The organism is Streptomyces sp. NPDC107538 (assembly GCF_055657445.1).
Genome location: NZ_JBVKAY010000008.1, coordinates 331,810 through 350,723, shown reverse-complemented (window position 1 = coordinate 350,723; position 18,914 = coordinate 331,810). Strand labels below are relative to the sequence as shown.

General features: G+C 72.2%; 17 protein-coding genes. 13 read left to right on the top strand and 4 right to left on the bottom strand.

Translation table 11 applies throughout. The features are described from left to right. Nucleotides 1–31 precede the first annotated feature (31 nt). From ACZ7MG_RS28490 to ACZ7MG_RS28445, 10 genes are all read left to right on the top strand, one after another. Nucleotides 32–766 carry a peptidyl-tRNA hydrolase gene (locus ACZ7MG_RS28490; protein ID WP_471384403.1) on the top strand — a complete coding sequence of 245 codons (735 nt, stop codon included), beginning with the start codon at nucleotides 32–34 and terminating at the stop codon, nucleotides 764–766. A gap of 84 nt (nucleotides 767–850) precedes the next feature. Next, nucleotides 851–1,489: a hypothetical protein gene (locus tag ACZ7MG_RS28485; protein ID WP_471384406.1), complete on the top strand. Its 639-nt coding sequence runs from the start codon at nucleotides 851–853 to the stop codon at nucleotides 1,487–1,489. A gap of 27 nt (nucleotides 1,490–1,516) precedes the next feature. Continuing rightward, nucleotides 1,517–2,023, top strand: a complete 507-nt coding sequence (locus ACZ7MG_RS28480) for a hypothetical protein (RefSeq protein WP_471384409.1) — start codon at nucleotides 1,517–1,519, stop codon at nucleotides 2,021–2,023. A gap of 15 nt (nucleotides 2,024–2,038) precedes the next feature. Beyond that, entirely contained in the window at nucleotides 2,039–4,624 is a 2,586-nt protein-coding gene (locus tag ACZ7MG_RS28475; protein WP_471384412.1) for a M48 family metalloprotease, read from the top strand. A gap of 174 nt (nucleotides 4,625–4,798) precedes the next feature. Then, nucleotides 4,799–5,407, top strand: coding sequence for a DUF4142 domain-containing protein (locus tag ACZ7MG_RS28470; protein WP_471384415.1), 609 nt, complete (start codon nucleotides 4,799–4,801; stop codon nucleotides 5,405–5,407). 131 nt (nucleotides 5,408–5,538) lie between these two features. Beyond that, nucleotides 5,539–6,345, top strand: a complete 807-nt coding sequence (locus ACZ7MG_RS28465) for a DUF4142 domain-containing protein (RefSeq protein WP_471384418.1) — start codon at nucleotides 5,539–5,541, stop codon at nucleotides 6,343–6,345. A 182-nt stretch (nucleotides 6,346–6,527) separates the two neighbouring features. After that, nucleotides 6,528–7,850, top strand: a complete 1,323-nt coding sequence (locus tag ACZ7MG_RS28460; RefSeq protein ID WP_471384954.1) for an MbnB/TglH/ChrH family RiPP precursor modification enzyme — start codon at nucleotides 6,528–6,530, stop codon at nucleotides 7,848–7,850. Between the two features lie 251 nt (nucleotides 7,851–8,101). After that, on the top strand, nucleotides 8,102–8,893 hold the full coding sequence (locus ACZ7MG_RS28455) for a DUF4142 domain-containing protein (RefSeq protein ID WP_471384421.1): 792 nt from the start codon (nucleotides 8,102–8,104) through the stop codon (nucleotides 8,891–8,893). 131 nt (nucleotides 8,894–9,024) lie between these two features. Next, nucleotides 9,025–9,792 (top strand): TIGR04222 domain-containing membrane protein, encoded by a 768-nt coding sequence (locus ACZ7MG_RS28450; RefSeq protein ID WP_471384424.1) that lies wholly within the window; start codon nucleotides 9,025–9,027, stop codon nucleotides 9,790–9,792. A gap of 124 nt (nucleotides 9,793–9,916) precedes the next feature. Continuing rightward, nucleotides 9,917–11,458, top strand: coding sequence for an alpha/beta hydrolase (locus tag ACZ7MG_RS28445; protein ID WP_471384427.1), 1,542 nt, complete (start codon nucleotides 9,917–9,919; stop codon nucleotides 11,456–11,458). Nucleotides 11,459–11,486: 28 nt separating this feature from the next. Here the strand turns inward: ACZ7MG_RS28445 and hemQ are convergent, their stop codons facing one another. Next, nucleotides 11,487–12,218, bottom strand: a complete 732-nt coding sequence (gene hemQ / locus ACZ7MG_RS28440) for a hydrogen peroxide-dependent heme synthase (RefSeq protein ID WP_471384430.1) — start codon at nucleotides 12,216–12,218, stop codon at nucleotides 11,487–11,489. A gap of 5 nt (nucleotides 12,219–12,223) precedes the next feature. Continuing rightward, a complete protein-coding gene (gene hemG, locus ACZ7MG_RS28435) occupies nucleotides 12,224–13,726 on the bottom strand; it encodes a protoporphyrinogen oxidase (protein WP_471384433.1) in 1,503 nt (500 codons plus the stop codon). Between the two features lie 200 nt (nucleotides 13,727–13,926). Here hemG and ACZ7MG_RS28430 point away from each other — a divergent pair, with 200 nt between their 5' ends. Together ACZ7MG_RS28430 and ACZ7MG_RS28425 are read left to right on the top strand one after the other, a co-directional pair. Then, nucleotides 13,927–14,919: a DUF4349 domain-containing protein gene (locus ACZ7MG_RS28430; protein WP_471384436.1), complete on the top strand. Its 993-nt coding sequence runs from the start codon at nucleotides 13,927–13,929 to the stop codon at nucleotides 14,917–14,919. A gap of 38 nt (nucleotides 14,920–14,957) precedes the next feature. Continuing rightward, nucleotides 14,958–16,361, top strand: coding sequence for an FAD-dependent oxidoreductase (locus ACZ7MG_RS28425; RefSeq protein ID WP_471384439.1), 1,404 nt, complete (start codon nucleotides 14,958–14,960; stop codon nucleotides 16,359–16,361). 117 nt (nucleotides 16,362–16,478) lie between these two features. On the opposite strand, the gene ACZ7MG_RS28420 is transcribed toward ACZ7MG_RS28425, so the two are convergent. Then, nucleotides 16,479–16,826, bottom strand: a complete 348-nt coding sequence (locus ACZ7MG_RS28420; RefSeq protein ID WP_471384442.1) for a hypothetical protein — start codon at nucleotides 16,824–16,826, stop codon at nucleotides 16,479–16,481. A 145-nt stretch (nucleotides 16,827–16,971) separates the two neighbouring features. Here ACZ7MG_RS28420 and ACZ7MG_RS28415 point away from each other — a divergent pair, with 145 nt between their 5' ends. Then, nucleotides 16,972–17,781: a rhomboid family intramembrane serine protease gene (locus ACZ7MG_RS28415; RefSeq protein WP_471384444.1), complete on the top strand. Its 810-nt coding sequence runs from the start codon at nucleotides 16,972–16,974 to the stop codon at nucleotides 17,779–17,781. 11 nt (nucleotides 17,782–17,792) lie between these two features. Here ACZ7MG_RS28415 and hemE read toward each other — a convergent pair whose 3' ends face one another. Then, complete coding sequence (gene hemE / locus ACZ7MG_RS28410; protein ID WP_471384447.1) at nucleotides 17,793–18,872, bottom strand: uroporphyrinogen decarboxylase; 1,080 nt, start codon at nucleotides 18,870–18,872, stop codon at nucleotides 17,793–17,795. Nucleotides 18,873–18,914 lie beyond the last annotated feature (42 nt).

The following is an 18,914-nucleotide window of genomic DNA, read 5'->3' as shown; positions in this document are numbered from 1 at the left end:
GAACGGGTCTTCCGCCTGGCAGACTGGGCGCGTGACCACCAGTGATCCCACGCAGGACGGCCCGGCGGCCCAGGACAGCCCGTTCCGGGACGAGCGGACCGCGCGCGACGAGGCGCCCCAGTTCGTGCTGCCGCTGGTCGCGCGGATCGAGAAGGCCGCGCCCCCGGCGCGTACGGACGCGCTGGAGACGGCGGCGCGGGCCGTGCTGGTGATGCTGAGCGACGAGCGGTCCCTCGGGGACGGCGAGTGGGCCGAGGCGATGCGGAGCTGGCAGGACGCCCGGATCCGGAAGGTGGTCCGGCGGGCGCGCGGCGCGGAGTGGCGGCGGGCCGAGGCGCTGCCGGGGATCACGGTGGCGGGCAAGTCGGCCGAGGTGCGCGTCTTCCCGCCGGTCCCCCTCGACGGCTGGCCCAAGGACCTGGCCCGCCTCCAGGTCTCCGGCACGGACCTCGACGACCCCGAGCCTCCGGCCGCTCCCGATCCCGCCACCCCGGTCCTCTGGCTGAACCCCGAGGTCGCCATGTCGGCGGGCAAGGCCATGGCCCAGGCCGGCCACGGCGCCCAGCTCGCCTGGTGGGACCTCGACGACACGGCCCGCGCCACCTGGCGGGACTCCGGTTTCCCCCTCGCCGTCCGCACCGCCGCCCCGGCCCACTGGCAGACCCTCACCACGGCCGGCCTCCCCGTCGTCCGCGACGCCGGCTTCACGGAGATCGCCCCGGGCTCCACCACGGTGATCGCGGACCATCCCGCGTTGCGCTCCTGAGCCATCTCGCGCCCTGATTTAACGACTTTCAGATCATCTCTGCACGCCGGACGGAAGTATTTCGACCGCTTCCGTCGATGAGGTGTGGACTCCACCCCGAGTGGAATAGAAACCGGGCATGCCATCATTGCGCCCGCGTCTGGCTCGATGCATCGGGGGGACATCATCGATATTTCCTTGATCAGGGGTTCCGTTGTCGCGGCCCTGCTCTTTTCCTTGCTCACCGGATGCGGCGAGGACCGCCCATCCGATGATTCCGGAAACAACGACCCGCGAACACCGGTCAGCGAATCCCTGGAGCCCACGGAGCCCACGGAGCCCACGGAGACGGAGCCCACGGATCTCATCGAGACCGAAGGCCCGGCGGATTCCGTCCCCGACGAAGAACCGGAAGAGGTCGAGTCGCCTCCCGAGGAGGAAACCGTCGTCGGACAGGTGCCCGCGGAACTCGTGGGTGTGTGGGACGGGGACGGGGAGGGTTCCGCCCGCGTCGACCGGATCACCTTCTCCGCCGACGGAACCGTGAGCCTGCTGTACAACAACCGCCAGACCCTGGAGGGGCCGGCGGTCGTGGAGGATTCCCGGATGACCCTCCATGTCGCGGGAGGGCCGATCGTCTACGAGAGCTGGTACATCGAGCAGTCCGACATCGGAAACGAATACGGCTACGCATTCGAGATGCTCATGCTGGACGGCGTGAGTTATGTACGCCAGATCGGTTAGTCCGCATTCATGAACAAGGGGGCGTCCATGAGCGATCAATTCGACGTGGTGGACGAAGAGGTGGTGCGCGAGGTGACCCGAAAGGTCATCTCCCAGGTCGCACCCCACGAAATGGTTCTGTTCGGAATGAACAGCCGGGCCTATTTCCGGGATCCCGCCGGAACGCTGAAGAAGGCGGCCGGTGACGGCGGCGGGTCGAAGGAGAGCATGCTGGGGGCCGGCGGCGCCGAGGTCGTCGTACTGCTCACCCCGTTCGCCCTCGCGATGGTGCAGGGGGCGCTTTCCTCCTTCATCGGCGCGTTCGCCGCCAACCTCGCCGACGGCAGCGGCACCGCCGTGCGGAGGTGGCTCGGCGGCGTGTTCGGCCGGACCGGCGACGAGGGCGGGACCGACACGGGCGACCCGCTGAGCCCCGACCAGGTGGAGTGGCTGCGCGAGGAGGCGTACCGCACGCTGCTGCGGGCCGAACTCAGGGAGGCACAGGCCCGGTTGCTGGCCGACGCTCTGGCAGGCGCGGCCCGCGTACGCCGGTGACCGGCGGCGGTCCCGGTGTCCCCCTCCCCGCCCGACCCGTTCGCGCTGCCCAGCGGCGCCAAGTTCCGCTTCGTCCTCGTCGTCACCGCTCTTCTGGGGACGATGGTCTTCATCCACAACCTCCTCTACTTCACGTTCTCACCCGACCGTGACCGGGCCGTCGCCGTCTACCGCCGTTGCGCGGCCGCCCCGGCGGATCAGCCCTCCGCGGCGGACACCCTGTCCTACACCCGGGACTTCCTGTCGTGCATCGCCCCGTACGAGCGGGAGAAGGCATGGTGGGTGCTCGGCGGGATCCTGTTGCTGGTGCTGACCGCGACGGCGATCCACATCCTGCTCCCCTCGTTCCTGACGCGATGGAAGCGGTTGGAGCCGGTGTCGCCGCACGACCCCGATCTGGCACCGCTGCTGCCCCTGTTGCACGCGCTGTGCCGGGAGGCGGGCCTGTCACGACCTCCCGAGTTCCTGGTGAGCGACCTGGACGACCGCAAGGTGGACGCGTACACCTTCGGCCGGAGCGGGCGACACCGTGTGGCGCTGGCCCAGGGCACGGTGGCGGCCTTCGTCCTCGCCCCGCAGCGCGCCCGTGCCGTCGTCCTGCACGAACTGGCGCACCTGCGGAACAAGGACGTCGACGTCACCTACCTCACCGTCGCCCTGGCCCTGGCCTTCGTCCCCACAGGCCTGCTGCCGCTCGCCGTCGCACTGATCGGCACACCGGCGGACAACGTCCTCTCGGTGCTCTGGCGGTCCCTGGTACTGGTCGCCCTCGTCTGGACGACCTGCACATCCGTGCTGCGCCACCGCGAGTACGGCGCCGATGTACGGGCTGCCGTCTGGGGCGCGGGACCGGGACTGCTCGACGTGCTCGCCACCGAATCCGGTCGTGCCTCCCACAGTCCCGTGCCCTGGTGGCGCCGGGGGCCGCTCGCCCTGCACCCGTCCGGGGCCGCGCGGGCGGCCGAGATCGTCCGGCCCCGGGAGCTGTTCCGGCTCCGCTTCACCGAGTGCCTGGCCGCCGGGCTCGCCGTCTCGGTCGCGGCGAACGGGCTGCTCACCCTGTTGTGGCTGATGGCGAACCGGCTCGACGCCCTCGACGCGCGCTGGACGATCGTGCTGCTGTGCGCACCCGCCGCCCTCGCCGTGATCGGCCTCGGCGTCTGGCGCGCCGCCCTGTTCGGCGATGGCCCCCGGGCGGCCCTGCTGCCGGGGCTGGGCCTCGGTCTCGGACTGGTCCTCGGCGGGCCCCTCGCGCCCCAGAACGGCATCGTCCTGACGGGCCGGTCTCTCCTGCCGGGACCGGCGGCCCTGCTGTGGTCCCTCCTGCTGTGCGCGCTCATGGTGGCGCTGTCGGCGTGGATCGCCCGGTCGGCCGCGCTCTGGGAGGCGATCGGGGAGCGTCCGCCGGGAAAGGTCTGGCAGGCAGGGCTGCTCGCCGCCGCGCTGCCGTTCGCGGTGCTCCTGAGCGGGTGGATGCTGCTGTACGACGCCGGCGACGGGTTGGAACCGGTCCACGACTCCGCCCGTGACCTGTACGGCCTGGTCAGCGCCTCGGCACCGGTGGGTCCCTTCTGGCTGTGGGCCCTCGTGGAACATCCGTTGACGCTGCGGTTCACCCAGTGGACGCCGCTCGTCATGGCCTTCGTGGCCGTGTGGCTGTTCCCGGTCGCCGCGCTGTGGCGCCGTCGGGCGTCGTACGACACCGGGTGGGCCGGGCATGTCCTGACGACGAGTGCGGCGACGGCCGGAGCCTTCGCGTGGTTGCAGCTCCTGGAGCGGGTGGTGCTGCGCGCGAGTGTGAGCCAGGCGGTACGCGGCCAGGACGGATTCGTCCTCGCCTTCGCCTACTGGCAGATCGGCGCCGCGATGCTGTTCCAGGGGATCGCCGCCGCCGTGGCGTTCCGGGCACGCCGCCACGACCGACTCGCGATCCCGTTCGCCCTGCTGACCGCCTTCCTGACCGGCTGTCTGCTGACGGTGGTGTTCTTCGCCGGCGTCGTCCTGGCCGGCTGCGCCGATGTCCTGGCCATCGTTCCGGGCCCCTGTGCACTGGACCTTCCGCTGTCTCTCGTCCGCGACACACTGCTGCGGATCCTGACCGGAGGATCTCTCTGCGCGCTCGCGGGCGTGACGGTCTCCCTGGCCGTGGCGCGCCTGCGGGTCGACCATGGCGGCCCCGAGCCGTCCGCGCACATACGACGCCTCACGGTGCCGGACGGGCGGCTCACGATCGCCCTGGCCTGTCTCCCGGCGACCCTCGTCGTGGGGTTCGCTCTCGTCGTCGGCCCCACCGGGCAGACGTCCGAGGCCGGTACCGGTACGGCCGGTGCCGATGCCGGAGCCGCGTCCTCGGCGGCGGCCTGCCGGAAGTTCGACGGGCTCCTGGGTTCCCTCGGCTCTCTGAGTCCGGCCGAGGCCGACGCCCAGCTCTACGAAGCGGTGCAACTCGCTCTGCAGGCGGGCGACATCCCGCTCGCCACGGCCTTCCAGGAACTCTTCACCGCCGCTGGGGACGAGGACGCCGCGCGGTTCGGTGCCGCGACCGACAGCATCGACCGCCGGTGCACCGCCCAGGGAGCCCCACTGGCAAACCTTCCGTAGCGAACGGGCGGCCGTCCGGCACGCGTTGCGCCGGGCGACCGCCCCGACCGCCCCGACCGCCCGCACTCAGCCGGTTCAAAGCCCGTTGAACAACTCCGGCCCCCCACACGTACTTCCCGGTACTGGCCAAGCAACTGTCCCAACGACCAGTTGGCATCATCCGGGAGGATCACTTTGCCTCGTCTCAACGGCTCGGTCTACGCCGGCCTGGCTCTCGTCGTCACCGTCGGCGCGCTGGCGTTCCCGATGTGGTCCTACACAGACCGTTCCGGCACCGCCCAGGCCAACATGGCCGCCAGTTCGGTGAACACCCAGTGGGGGCCGCTGACGGCCGCCGACCGGGACCTGATCATCCGTGTCCGGCTCGCGGGGCTGTGGGAACTGCCCGCCGCCGAGAAGGCCATGGCGCGGTCGAAGAGCCCGGAGGTCCGGGAGGCGGCCGACCACCTGATCGTGGGCCACAAGGACCTCGACGAGCGCGTGCGGGCCGTGGCGTCGCAGATGGGCGTCGAGCTGCCGAACGTGCCGAACGAGCAGCAGCAGGGCTTCCTCGCCCAGATGGACAACGCGACCGACGACCAGTTCGACCGCGTCTGGGCCAACCTGCTGCGCTCCGCGCACGGCAAGATCTTCCCGGCCATCGGGCAGGTACGGAACATGACCGAGAACACCCTGGTGCGCCAGCTGGCCTCGGACACCAACCAGACCGTGCTGGACCACATCACGGTGCTGGAGAAGACCGGCCAGGTCGACTTCGACGCGATCGCCAACGGCACCATCTGACGCGGCTCCGGCCGCGGCTCGGGCACCGACCCGTTCCGCGGTCCCGGACCGGGCACACCCCGCGGTCATCACCCGCACCCCCAGCAACGTTCAGTCCCCAACGATCAGTTGGTTTCCTCCGGGAGGCTCATTTGCGACGCTCCAAGGGCTCTGTCCTCGTCGCCCTGGCGATCGCCGGCACGCTCACCGCGGTCGCCTACCCCATCTTCTACTCGTACCCCAACCGCAACGCCACGGCCGCGGCGGCGCTCACCGGTGACACGGTGACCACCCAGTGGGGGCCGCTCACCCCCGGCGACCGCGACCTGCTCATCCGGGTGCGGCTGGCGGGACTGTGGGAGCTGCCCGCCGGGCAGCAGGCACTGGAGCGCAGCGGCAGCGCGACCGTCAGAGAGGCCGCCGACCACCTGATCGTGGGCCACACCGACCTCGACAAGCGGTCGCGGGTCATCGCGGCGAAGCTGGGTGTCGAGCTGCCCAACCAGCCGACGGCGGAGCAGCAGGGCTGGCTGGACCAGATGACCGCCAGCAAGACCGAGGCCGAGTACAACAAGACCTGGGCGAACCTGCTGCGGGCCGCGCACGGCAAGATCTTCCCGGCCATCGCCTCCGTGCGGAACTCCACCCGCAACACGCTGATCCGTCAGCTGGCGTCCGACGCCAACCAGACCGTGCTGGACCACATCACGATCCTGGAGAAGACCGGCGAGGTCGACTTCGCGACGATCGCCGACAACTCGGTCAGCGGTACCGCCAGCCCGACCGGCCCGGCGCCGCCCGTCCCCGGCCAGGTGCCGCCCGCCGCGCCGCCGGCGGTGCCGTCCACCAACCCGGACGTGAAGTCGACCCCGTCGCCCTTCAACAACAGTCCGGTCCCCACCGGCCGTCCGGACCCGGAGGAGATCAACAAGGACCAGGGCACGGTTCAGGTCCAGTAGCGGCCGGGCTCGACGGCTCGGGCGGAAAGCTCAAATGTTGCTCTGAAGGTCCCCTCCACGGGGTTCGGCCCCGGCTGCCGGGGCCATGACTCCGTCACGCCGGAACACGGGTCCGCCGTGAGGAGAGACACAAGGGTCCTGGTGCAGCCGTGACCGACGTGACCGAGGAGGGGGCGGAGACGATGGAACAGATCGCACGGTTGGGAACGGGCATCGGCTGGCGGCCGGAGATCGCCGACGCCGTCGAGCGCATGGCCGGGGCGGAGGGCGGTGTCGACTGGGTCGAGGTCGTCGCCGAGAACGTCTGCCCCGGTCACATCGACGAATCGTTGCTGCGGCTGCGGGAGCACGGCGTCACGGTGGTGCCGCACGGCGTCTCCCTCGGTCTCGGCGGCGCCGACCGCCCCGACGCGCAGCGCCTGCGCTCCCTCGCGGAGCGCGCGGAGGCACTGGGCGCCCCCCTGGTCACGGAGCACATCGCGTTCGTCCGGGCCGGGGGCGCGCTCACCGCGTCGCCGCTGCTGGAGGCCGGGCACCTGCTGCCGGTGCCGCGCACCCGGGACGCCCTGGACGTGCTGTGCGAGCACGTCCGTATCGCCCAGGACGCGCTGCCCGTGCCGCTCGCGCTGGAGAACATCGCCGCGCTCATCAACTGGCCGGGCGAGGAGATGACCGAGGGGCAGTTCCTCTACGACCTCGTCGACCGCACCGGCGTCCGGCTCCTCATCGACGTGGCGAACCTGCACACCAACCACGTCAACCGGGGCGAGGACCCCGCGAAAGCGCTCGACGAGCTGCCGGTCGAGGCCATCGCGTACGTCCATGTCGCGGGCGGCTTCGAGCGCGACGGGGTCTGGCACGACAGCCACGCCCACCCCGTCCCCCAGCCGGTCCTCGACATCCTCGCCGACCTCACCTCCCGGGTGACCCCACCGGGTGTCCTCCTGGAGCGCGACGACAACTTCCCCGAGCCGGGTGAGCTGGAGCGGGAGCTGGGCGCGATCCGGGGGGTGCTGGAGAAGGCCGAGGTGCGGGGTTCCGCGGCGAAGGTGCCCGCCATCGCGCCGGCGCCCGTCGAGGAGGCCGAGCCCGTCGCGCGGCAGCGGCTCGGGCTCGCGCAGGCCGCGCTGCTGTCCGCGCTGGTCGCGGGGACACCGGTGCCCGAGGGGTTCGACCGGGTGCGGCTGGGCGTACAGGCGCGGGCGCTGGCGGCCAAGCGGGCGGACGTCGTGGCGAAGGTGGCGCCGGAGCTTCCGGAGATCCTGGGATCGTCGTACCGGCCGACGTTCGTGGCGTACGCGCAGGGCAACCCGATGACCGACGGCTACCGGCGGGACGCGCTCTCCTTCGCCGAGCATGTGCTGCTCACCGGCCGCCCCGACGACGCGGACGTGCTCCGCGCGGTACGGCAGTGGTGGCGGGAGCGCTCGGGCCCGACGCCGCTCTCGCAGCGCCCGACGGCCCGGCTGGCCCGCGCGACCCGCAGGGTGCTGCTACGCCGCTGAGCCGGGGCGTTCGCCCCCGGATGTGCTGCGATTAACAAACCCGTGCACCCCGCACGGGTTTGCCGTCGTTTACGCCACGTTTTGACGCGATTCGCCCACCGTTTCGCGTACGCCGTCCGGCGCGCTTTGTCCCCTCCTCAACCATTCCTCCGCATACGGCAGTTGGCGTAGACCGGGCAGTAACATGCCGTTCGGCAGGCCGATCAGCACCCGTAGCGCATTAGCGTGCGGTGCCGCGAGCAGGAGGCACCATGCGAACCACCAAGGGCCGAGGGGGACTTTTCAGTGGCACAGGACTCATCGTCGCCGGACTGACGGCGACGCTCGTCGCGCTGGTCTTCCCGGTCTGGTCGTACGCGGACCGCTCCGGCACCGGCGTCAGCGTGCTCAACGCGACCACGGTGACGACGCGGTACGGCGCGCTGTCCGCCCTGGACCGGGACTTCATCACCAAGGTCCGCCTGGCGGGGCTGTGGGAACTGCCCGCCGGGCAGCAGGCCGAGACCAAGGGCACCACCGAGGCCGTACGGGTCGCCGGTGGGCATCTCATCGAGGGGCACACCTTCCTCGACGCCCGGGTCCGCAATGTCGCCGCGCGCCTCGGCGTGCCGCTGCCCAACCAGCCGACCGACCAGCAGAAGGGCTGGCTGGACACGCTGACGGCGGCCCAGGGCCAGGAGTACGACCGCGAGTTCGCCAACATCCTGCGCCTGGCGCACGGCAAGGTCTTCTCCGTCGTCGCCCAGGTCCGCGCCACCACCCGCAACTCGCTGGTCCGCGACCTCGCCGACGACGCCAACACCACCGTCCTGGACCACATCAAGGTCCTGGAGGCCACCGGGCTCGTCGACTACGACGCGATCGCCCGCGACACCGTCTCCGCGAGCGCCCCGCCCCTCACCAACTCCCCGGCCCCACCCGTCCCGTTGACCGACCCCGGCTCCCCGGTCCCGGTGACCCCGACGCCGACACCGTCCGGGTCACCGTCGCCCTACACCCTGCCCCCGGCCGCCAACGGGCCCGAGGAGGACGTCGGTCAGTAGTACTCGAACCGCCCTTCGGGGCCTGGCAATTGCAGCCCGCAACGGTGAACAAACGGACGAGACCGGGAACCTTCCCTCCGGATTACGGTCATCGCCCGCCACCGGTCCGGGCCGGCGCATAGAAACACGCCATGCTCTGGGTCCTCTTCCTCCTCCTGGCCTGGGCCGCCGCCGGCGTGTCCTGTGCCCGACTGTGTCTGACCTCGATGCGTGCGGCGGCGGCCGACACCGCCGTCCACGCGGACCACGTCCACCACTGCCACCGGCTCACGCTGTACGAGGCGGCGTTCCTGTCCGGCGGCCCGGCGCGCGTCGCCGACCTCACCCTCGTCTCCATGGCCCGGCAGCGCCGGCTCCTGCTCGCCCACACCGGCTGGGCGACCGTCGTGGACCCGGACGGACGGGACGAGATGGAACGGTCCGTCATCGGCGCGATAGGCCCCGGCGGACAGTCCCGGATAGCGCCCGTACGACGGGCCACCGCGACCGCGGACTCCGTACGGCGGCTCTCCGACCGTCTCGTCGCGGCGGGTCTGGCCGTACCGGAGGCCGCGCGGACGAGCGTCGCCGACGCGGTCACGCAGGTACGGGGCGCCGCGCTCGGTGTGTGCGGGCTGGGGGCGCTGGCGCTGATGCTGCCCTCGCAGGGCTTCGAGGAGCAGCGGGTGCTGGTCGCCCTGTGGTTCGCGCTGCCGCTGGTGCTGACCCTCAGCTGTCTGGTCATCGCCCGGGTCGAGGGCCCGCCGGGCACCCGGTGGGCGTCGCAGGAGGGGCTGCGGGTGCTGGGGACCGTGGTGGGCCGGGGCGGCGGCGAGGTGGCGGACCTCGTCTCCGTGGCCGTCTGGGGCGTCGGGGCGGTGGGGTCGCCCGAGCTGCGGGCGGCGTTCGAGCAGCGGTAACGGAACGCGCTCCGACGGAGCACGCGACAGCGGAACACACGGCGGACGGTGCTTTACTTTTGCCCCTTATCGCACGAACCATCCTTTTGTCGCTGTCGGGCTTCGGAGGGACTGAGGGACTGCCATGCGAACTGCCGTTCTCCACGGGGCTGTCGGGGCGCTGTTGCTGAGCCTCCTCACCGCCGCCCCCGCCGCCCCCATCGCCCCCGCCGCTCCCGCCCCCGACGAGGCCATCCGGTTCGGGAAGTGCCCGGCGGTGGAGGGCCTGCCGGACGGCGTGCGATGCGGGACGGTCCAGGTGCCGCTGGACTACGCGCGGCCCGACGGCGAGCGGATCTCCCTGACCGTCAGCCGGATCAAGGCCCGGGGCAAGGACGCCCAAGGGCGGAAGGTCCCCCGGCAGGGCGCGCTCGTGTTCAATCCGGGCGGCCCCGGCGCCTCCGGCATGTTCTACCCGCTCATCGGCCACCTCCCCGAGTGGAAGCGGATCGGCGCCGCCTACGACCTCGTCGGCTACGCCCCGCGCGGGGTCGGTCGCTCGGCACCGCTGTCCTGCGAGGACCCCAAGCGGCTGCACCGGGGGCCCTCACCGGCGCCCACGCACCCCTCGGAGGCGTACAAGAAGGAGCGGATCGCCCGCGCCAAGGCGTACGCGCGGGGGTGCGCGCGGCGCGGCGGAAGCGCGCTGCGGCACTACCACTCCCTCAACAACGCCCGTGACCTGGACGTCCTGCGGGCCGCGCTCGGCGAACCGCGGCTGACCTTCATGGGCGCGTCGTACGGCACGTACTTCGGGGCGCTGTACGCGGCGCTGTTCCCCTCGCACGTCCGCCGGATGGTCTTCGACTCGGCGGTGAACCCGGACCCGGAGCAGATCTGGTACCGCAACAACCTCGACCAGTCGGCCGCGTTCGAGGGGCGCTGGGCGGACCTCCGGGCCTGGATCGCCCGGCACCACAAGGTGTACGGGCTGGGTGACACCCCGGAGAAGGTGCTGCGGAGCTACGAGCGGGCGGCGGCCCGGCTGGCCGTGAAGCCGGCCGGCGGGAAGGTGGGCCCGGGGCAGCTGCAGGGCGCGTTCCTCCAGGCCGCGTACTACGACGACCACTGGCCGGAGCGGGCCCGCGCGCTCTCCGCGTATCTGAAGGGCGACGCGAAGCCGCTCGTGCAGATCGCCGGGCCCTACCCGGAGGCGGCCGTCGAGCAGGAGAACACCAAGGCCGTCTACACGGCCGTCGAGTGCAACGACGCCCCCTGGCCGACGCGGTGGCGGACCTGGGACCGCGACAACACCCGGCTCGCGCGCACCGCGCCCTTCGAGACCTGGGACAACGTGTGGACGAACCTGCCCTGCGCGTACTGGGACGGACCGCGTCAACGGCCGCTCGACGTACGGACCGGGCCCGGTGAGCTGCCGCCGACGCTGATCCTCGCGGCCGAGCGGGACGCGGCCGCGCCGTACGACGGGGCGATCGAGCTGCACCGGCGGCTCTGGGGGTCGGTGCTGGTCACCGAACGGGACGCGGGGAGCCACGGGGTCGCGGGCGGGACGAACAAGTGCGTCAACGGGCACCTGGAGGCGTACCTGTTGGAGGGGCGGGTACCGGAGCGCAGGGCCGCGTGCGCGGGGCGCCCCGATCCCCGGCCGAGCCCCGCGCCCCGCTAGGGCCCGCGCCCCTCCGGGGCCTCGGCGGCTACGCCAGGCCCGCCACCAGTTCCGCGACCGACTTGCGGCGGCCCGTGTAGAACGGGACCTCCTCGCGGACGTGCATCCGGGCCTCCGAGGCACGGAGGTGACGCATGAGGTCGACGATGCGGTACAGCTCGTCGGCCTCGAAGGCGAGGAGCCACTCGTAGTCGCCCAGCGAGAACGAGGCGACCGTGTTGGCGCGGACGTCCGGGTAGCCGCGGGCCATCTTGCCGTGGTCGGCGAGCATCCGGCGGCGGTCCTCGTCGGGCAGCAGGTACCAGTCGTACGACCGCACGAAGGGGTAGACGCTCACGTAGTCGCGGGGCGTCTCGTCGGCGAGGAACGCCGGGATGTGCGAGCGGTTGAACTCGGCGGGCCGGTGCAGCGCCATGTTCGACCACACGGGCGTGAGGGCGCGGCCCAGCTTGGTACGGCGGAAGAGGTTGTACGCCTCCTGGAGCTGGTCGGCGGTCTCGGCGTGCCACCAGATCATGAGGTCGGCGTCGGCGCGCAGGCCCGACACGTCGTACGTACCGCGGACGGTCACGTCCTTCGCGGCGAGCTGGTCGAACAGCTCCTGGACCTCGTCGGCGTAACCGGCGCGGTCCTCCGGGAGCACGTCCTTCAGCCGGAAGACGGACCACAGCGTGTAACGGATGACCTCGTTGAGGTCCTTGGCCAGCTTGCCCTTGTTCGGGATACGGCCTGACTCGGTGGTGGGGGCGTCGTCGCTCATGGTTCTTATTCTCCCGCTCCGCCGTGCAGGCTCTGCACCGGGTGGGCGGTGAGATCGCGCACCGCGCGCAGGTCGCCGTGGATCTGGTCGACGGCGGCCGTGGCGCTCGCGACACAGGCCGGGATGCCGACGCCGTCGTACGCCGCTCCGCAGACCGCGAGGCCCGGCAGCTTGCCGATGTGCTCGCGGACGCGGGCCACGCGCGCGTGGTGGCCGACCGGGTACTGCGGCAGGCCCCCGTCCCAGCGGGTGACGCGGGTCTCCAGGGGGGTGGCGGTCAGGCCGGTGGCCTCGCGCAGATCGGTGCGCGACACCTCCACGAGGTGGGCGTCGTCGTGCTCCAGGATCGCCGTCTCGCCGTACCGGCCGACCGAGGTGCGCAGGATCAGCAGGTCCGGGTTCTCGTCCGCGATCCAGCCCCACTTCCGGGAGGAGAAGGTGGACGCCTTGATGGTGCGGCCGTCGACCGGCGGCACCAGGAAGCCGCTGCCCTCGGGGAGGGTGAGGCCGGCGCGGCGGTAGGCGAGGGTGACCAGGGCCATCGAGGCGTACTCGACGCCGGACAGCTCGGCGGCGGCCTCGGGCGCCTCGGCGCGCAGCAGACCGGCGGCGACCGGGGCGGGGACGGCGACGATCACGGCGTCGGCGTGCAGCACGCGATCCTCGGGACCGCCGCTCCCGGAACCGCCGGTGACGACGCGCCAGCCGCCCCCGGCCTCGCGGCGCAGCTCCGTGACGGGGGTCCGGGTGCGGATGTCGGCGCCGCGCTCGCGCACCGACTCGGCGACCGCGAGCGGCAGTTGGCCGATGCCGCCCTCGATGCCCATGAACACCGGCCCGGTCTGCTGGGCGGCGGCAGCGCGCTCCTGGATGCCCCGGACGGCCTCGGTGAGAGAGGTGTGGGTCCGCGCGGCCTCGAAGAGCTGCGGGACGGCCGAGCGCATCGAGATGCGGTACGCGTCACCGGCGTAGACCCCGCCGAGCAGCGGCTCGACCAGGCGGTCGACGACCTCGCGGCCGAGTCGGGCCGCCACGTACTCCCCCACCGCCACGTCGTCGCCGACCTCGGTGCGCGGCAGCTCGGCGTCCCGCTCGATCCGGGCCAGGCCCTCGTCGGACAGGACCCCGGAGAGCGCGGACGCGGTGCCGGGGACGCCCATGACGTGCCCCTTGGGCATGGGCCGCAGGGCACCCCGGGTCCACAGGGAGGCGGTGGCCGTGGCGGGCGGCTGGAGCCGGTCGGCGAGGCCCACCTCGCGGGCGAGGGCGACCGCCTCGGGGCGGCGGGCCAGCATCGACTCGGCGCCGAGGTCGACGCGCGCACCCGCGATCTCGCCGGGCAGCAGCTTGCCGCCGACCCGGTCCGAGGCCTCCAGGACGGTCACTCTCGCACCCCGGTCCAACAGCCCGTGCGCGGCGGCCAGCCCCGCGATCCCGGCCCCGATGACGACGACAAGCCCGGCGTCGCGCCCGCTGTCACGGCCGACGTCCGTACGTGATCCGCTCATGACTCCACCCTCTCAGATGTCACTGACAGTCACGTCGTCGGGACGGGCCTCGGCCCCTGGGGGTACGTGGCCTCGCCGAGTCCCGACCGTGACCGCTTCGGGACCGCTTCCCGCCAACGTTCCGGTCCCCTCCGGCGTCGAAGGAGCGTCAGCAAGGCAGGCGGAGAGGCCTGCCACGACCCTCGGGGGGTACAGCCACAATGGCCGAAACACACGTACGACGTTCCCGGCGGCCCGCAGGGGCCCTGGCCGCCCTCTTCCTCGCCGCCGCCCTGGCGCTCACCGGCTGCAGCGGCCGTGACGACGCGTCGACCATGGACAGCGGTGCGAAGGCGCAGAGCCAGGCCGACGAGAACGCGGCCCGGCAGGAGGGGGCGTACGAGGGTGAGAGCGGGGCCGGCGGTGACATGAGCGGCGGCAAGGCCGCCGACGCGCCGCCGAGCATCACCTCCAGCCACATCATCCGCACCGCCACCCTGACCGTGCGGGTCAAGGACGTGCCGAAGGCCCTGGACGAGGCCCGCACCGCCGTGGAGAGCGCGGGCGGCTACGTCGGCGACGAGTCCACCACCCGCGACGGCAAGGACCGCGAACGCACCCGGGTCGTCCTGCGCGTGCCCAGCGAACAGTACGAGGAGGTCCTCACCGCGCTGGAGGGCACCGGGACGCTGATCGAGCGCAAGACGAAGGCCGAGGACGTCACCGACCAGGTCGTGGACGTGGAGAGCCGGATCAAGACGCAGCAGGCGAGCGTGGCCCGGATCCGTGAGCTGATGGACCGGGCGACCAAGCTCGGTGACGTGGTCACGCTGGAGGGCGAGCTGAGCACCCGTCAGGCCGATCTGGAGGCGCTGCTCGCCCAGCGGAAGTCGCTGAAGGACCGCACCAGCCTCGCCACCATCACGCTCTCCCTGTCCGAGACGGCGGTGAAGAAGGCCGACAAGAAGGACGACGAGCCCGGCTTCATGGACGCACTGGCGGGCGGCTGGAACGCGTTCGTCGCCGTGTTCGTCTGGCTGGGCATGGCCCTCGCCGCGATCCTCCCCTTCGCCGTCGCCACGGCCCTGGTGGTGTTCGTGTGGCTCCGCGTCACCCGGACCCGCACCCGCCACCTCGCCCCGGCGACAGCCGCCCCGATCGCGGCCGCTCCGAGCCGGGAGGAGCGGGAGGAGGAACAGGAGGAGCGGGAGTGACGCGAACCTGAAATGCGGGACCCCCGTAGCGTGTTCCCATGAACATGAGTCGCGCTGAAGAACGTGCGAGGGAACGCCTGGTGGTCGTCGGAGGCGACGCGGCGGGCATGTCCGCCGCGTCGCAGGCGCGCCGGATGCGGGGGCCCGACGAGCTGGAGATCGTGGCGTTCGAACGGGGCCACTTCACCTCCTACTCCGCGTGCGGCATCCCGTACTGGGTGGGCGGTGACGTCCCCGAGCGGGACCGGCTCATCGCCCGCTCGCCCGAGGAGCACCGGGCCCGCGACATCGACCTGCGGACGCGCACGGAGGTCGTGGAGATCGACGTCGAGGGCTCCCGCGTCCGCGCGCGGGACCTCGATTCCGGTGCCGAGTCCTGGACGGCGTACGACAAGCTCGTCCTCGCGACCGGCGCCCGCCCGATCCGCCCCGACCTGCCGGGCATGGACGCCCCCGGCGTGCACGGTGTGCAGACCCTGGACGACGGCCAGGCCCTGCTGGACACGCTGAACGCCACCGAGGGGCGGCGCGCGGTGGTCGTCGGCGCCGGCTACATCGGCGTGGAGATGGCCGAGGCGCTCATCAACCGGGGGTACGAGGTCACGGTCGTCAACCGCGGCAAGGAGCCCATGTCCACGCTGGACCCGGACATGGGCCGCCTGGTGCACCAGGCCATGGAGGGCCTGGGCATCACCATGGTCGACGACACCGAGGTCACCGCCCTGCGCACCGGCGCCGACGGCCGGGTCCGCGCGGTGGTCACCGAGGACGCCGAGTACCCGGCGGACGTGGTGGTCCTGGGCATCGGCGTACGCCCGGAGACGGCACTCGCGCGGGCGGCGGGACTGCCGCTGGGCGACCACGGCGGCCTGCTGACCGACCTCTCGATGCGGGTGCGGGGTCACGAGAACATCTGGGCCGGCGGCGACTGCGTCGAGGTCCTCGACCTGGTCTCCGGCAGCCACCGCCACATCCCGCTCGGCACCCACGCCAACAAGCACGGCCAGATCATCGGCGCCAACGCGGGCGGCGGATACGCCACGTTCCCCGGTGTCGTCGGCACCGCCGTCAGCAAGGTGTGCGACCTGGAGATCGCCCGCACCGGCCTCCGCGAGAAGGACGCGGACCGTGCGGGCCTCCAGTACGTCTCCGTCACCATCGAGTCCACCAGCCGCGCCGGTTACTACCCCGGCGCCGCCCTCATGACGGTCAAGATGCTCGCCGAACGCCGCACCGGCCGCCTCCTCGGCGTCCAGATCGTCGGCCGCGAGGGCGCCGGCAAACGCGTCGACATCGCCGCCGTGGCCCTCACCGCGGGCATGACAGTAGAACAGATGACCGCCCTCGACCTCGGCTACGCCCCACCCTTCTCCCCGGTCTGGGACCCGATCCTGGTGGCGGCGAGAAAGGCCACAACGGCCGTAAGGAAGGGCGCCTCCTGACGGGGGCGCGCCCCAGGCTTTTAAGGGGCGCGGGGAACTGCGCGACCAGCCACAACGCCCCCGCACCCGGCAACGCACAGCACCCCCACGGCGATCCCCCGTCTTAAAATCCCCCCGCTACATGGCCGACGTACCGGTGATCCGATCAATCGCCTGCCGAGCCTGATCCGCCGGCGGCCGCGACGGCAACGAGGACACCGACGCCGCCGACGTCACGGCAGAGGTCACCGCCGGCGGCGCCGTCGGCGCCGCAGCCGGCTTCGCGTGCGCCGCCGCCGGCCGGGCCGACCGCAGCCGATGACTGACCGCCTCGTCCAGCGTCACCGGCCGCTGCATCCGCGCGGCCAGCCGCCCGGCCTCCTGGCCGAGCGCGGCCACGTCCTCCCAGGGCAGTCGCACCACCAGCGAGATCTCGGCCTCACCATCAGGGGTGGCGTGCATCGCCGGGGCAACTCGGTCGTTCATCGCCTGTTCCTCACGTAGATACGTAGATCCGCGGTTGAGAAGTCATACGCACCACCCGCCCCGCACGTTCACCGCCCCGCGCCCCGGGCCGCACCGACCCCCGGCCCCGCTGATTCCGGCCCCGTATCCAGGGCACAAGTCCGGTGTGGTCATCCCCGTCCATGACGTGAACCCCGTGGGCCGCACGCCCTACGTGACATACGCGCTCATCGCCGCGAGCGTCTTCGTCTTCGTCTTCATGCCGGGTCTCGCCGGTTCCGTACCGGGCGACAGCGAACTGGCCCGGCTGTGCCACACCCAGGCGTTCCTGGAGCGGTACGCGGCGGTACCGCAGGAGTTGATCCGGCATCAGCTGCCGCAGCTGGTGCCCACCGGCGAACTGACCCGCTCCGGCGGCTGCGCGCTGGGCCCGCCCGGCTACGACAAGTCGCCCGCGCTGTCCGTCCTCACCGCGCTGTTCCTGCACGGCGGCTGGCTGCACCTGCTGGGCAACATGCTCTTCCTGCTGATCTTCGGCACCAACATCGAGGACCGGCTCGGCCACGTCCGGTTCGCGCTGTTCTACGTGGCCTGCGGCTACGCGGCGTCGTACGGCTACGCGTTCCTCAACGCCGACTCCGGCGACCCCCTGATCGGCGCGTCCGGCGCGATCGCCGGGGTCCTCGGCGCGTATCTCGTGCTCTATCCGAAAGCCAGGGTCTGGGTCCTCGTCCCGTTCCTGGTCTTCCTGCCGCTGAGACTGCCCGCCTGGCTGGTGCTGGGCTCCTGGTTCGTGCTCCAGGCCGTCTACTCGTCCGGCGAGGGCGTCTCCGACGTCGGCACGGTGGCCTACGCGGCGCATCTCGTCGGCTTCGTGGCCGGCATGCTCCTCGCCTGGCCCCTGCGCCCCGGCACCCCGCCCCCGCCCGAGCCGCGCGGCCTGCTGTTCGGCAGACGGGCGCGGCCCGGCTGGTGACCCGGGAGCGTCTATCGCCCGGTCTGGGTGTGGACGTACTCGACGAGGCGGGTCAGGGAGTCCGGGTCGGTGCTGGGCATGACGCCGTGGCCGAGGTTGAAGATGTGGCCCTCCAGTCCGGCGGCCGAGTCGAGGACCTCGCGGGTCTTGGTCTCGACGGCCTCGGTGCCGGCGAACAGGACGGTCGGGTCCAGGTTCCCCTGGAGCGCCTTGCCGGGGCCGACGCGGCGGGCGGCCTCGTCGAGCGGGACGCGCCAGTCGACGCCGACGACGTCCGCGCCGGCCTCGCCCATGAGGCCCAGCAGCTCACCGGTGCCGACACCGAAGTGGATGCGCGGGACGCCGTACCCGGCGACGGCGTCGAAGACCTTCGCGGAGGCGGGCAGCACCGAGCGACGGTAGTCCGCCGGGGCGAGGGCACCGGCCCAGGAGTCGAAGAGCTGGACGGCGGAGGCACCGGCCTCGATCTGGACCTTGAGGAACGCGGAGGTGATCCCGGCGAGCCGGTCGAGCAGGTCGGCCCACAGCTCGGGGTCGCCGTACATCATCGCCTTGGCGTTCTCGTACGTACGGGACGGGCCGCCCTCGACGAGGTAGCTGGCGAGGGTGAAGGGGGCGCCGGCGAAGCCGATGAGGGGGGTCTCCCCCAGCTCGGCGGTGAGCAGCTTGATCGCCTCGGTGACGTAGGAGACGTCCTCGGGGGTCAGGTCGCGGAGCTGGGCGAGGTCGGCGCGGGTGCGGATCGGCTTCTCGACGACCGGGCCGACGCCGGGCTTGATGTCGAGGTCGATACCGATGGCCTTGAGCGGGACGACGATGTCGCTGAAGTAGATCGCCGCGTCCACGTGGTGCCGGCGGACGGGCTGGAGGGTGATCTCCGTGACCAGCTCGGGACGCATGCACGACTCCAGCATCCCGATGCCCTGGCGCACCTTCAGGTACTCGGGGAGCGAGCGCCCGGCCTGCCGCATGAACCACACCGGTGTGTGGGGCACGGGCTCACGCCTGCACGCCTTCAGGAAGACGGAGTTCTCGACGGTGTCACGGGGGGCGGTCGGCTGGTGGCCCGAGGGGCCGGCGTTGGCACTCACGAGGCAAAGTCTCGCACGCCCGCCCGACGGTGACGGCCGGGG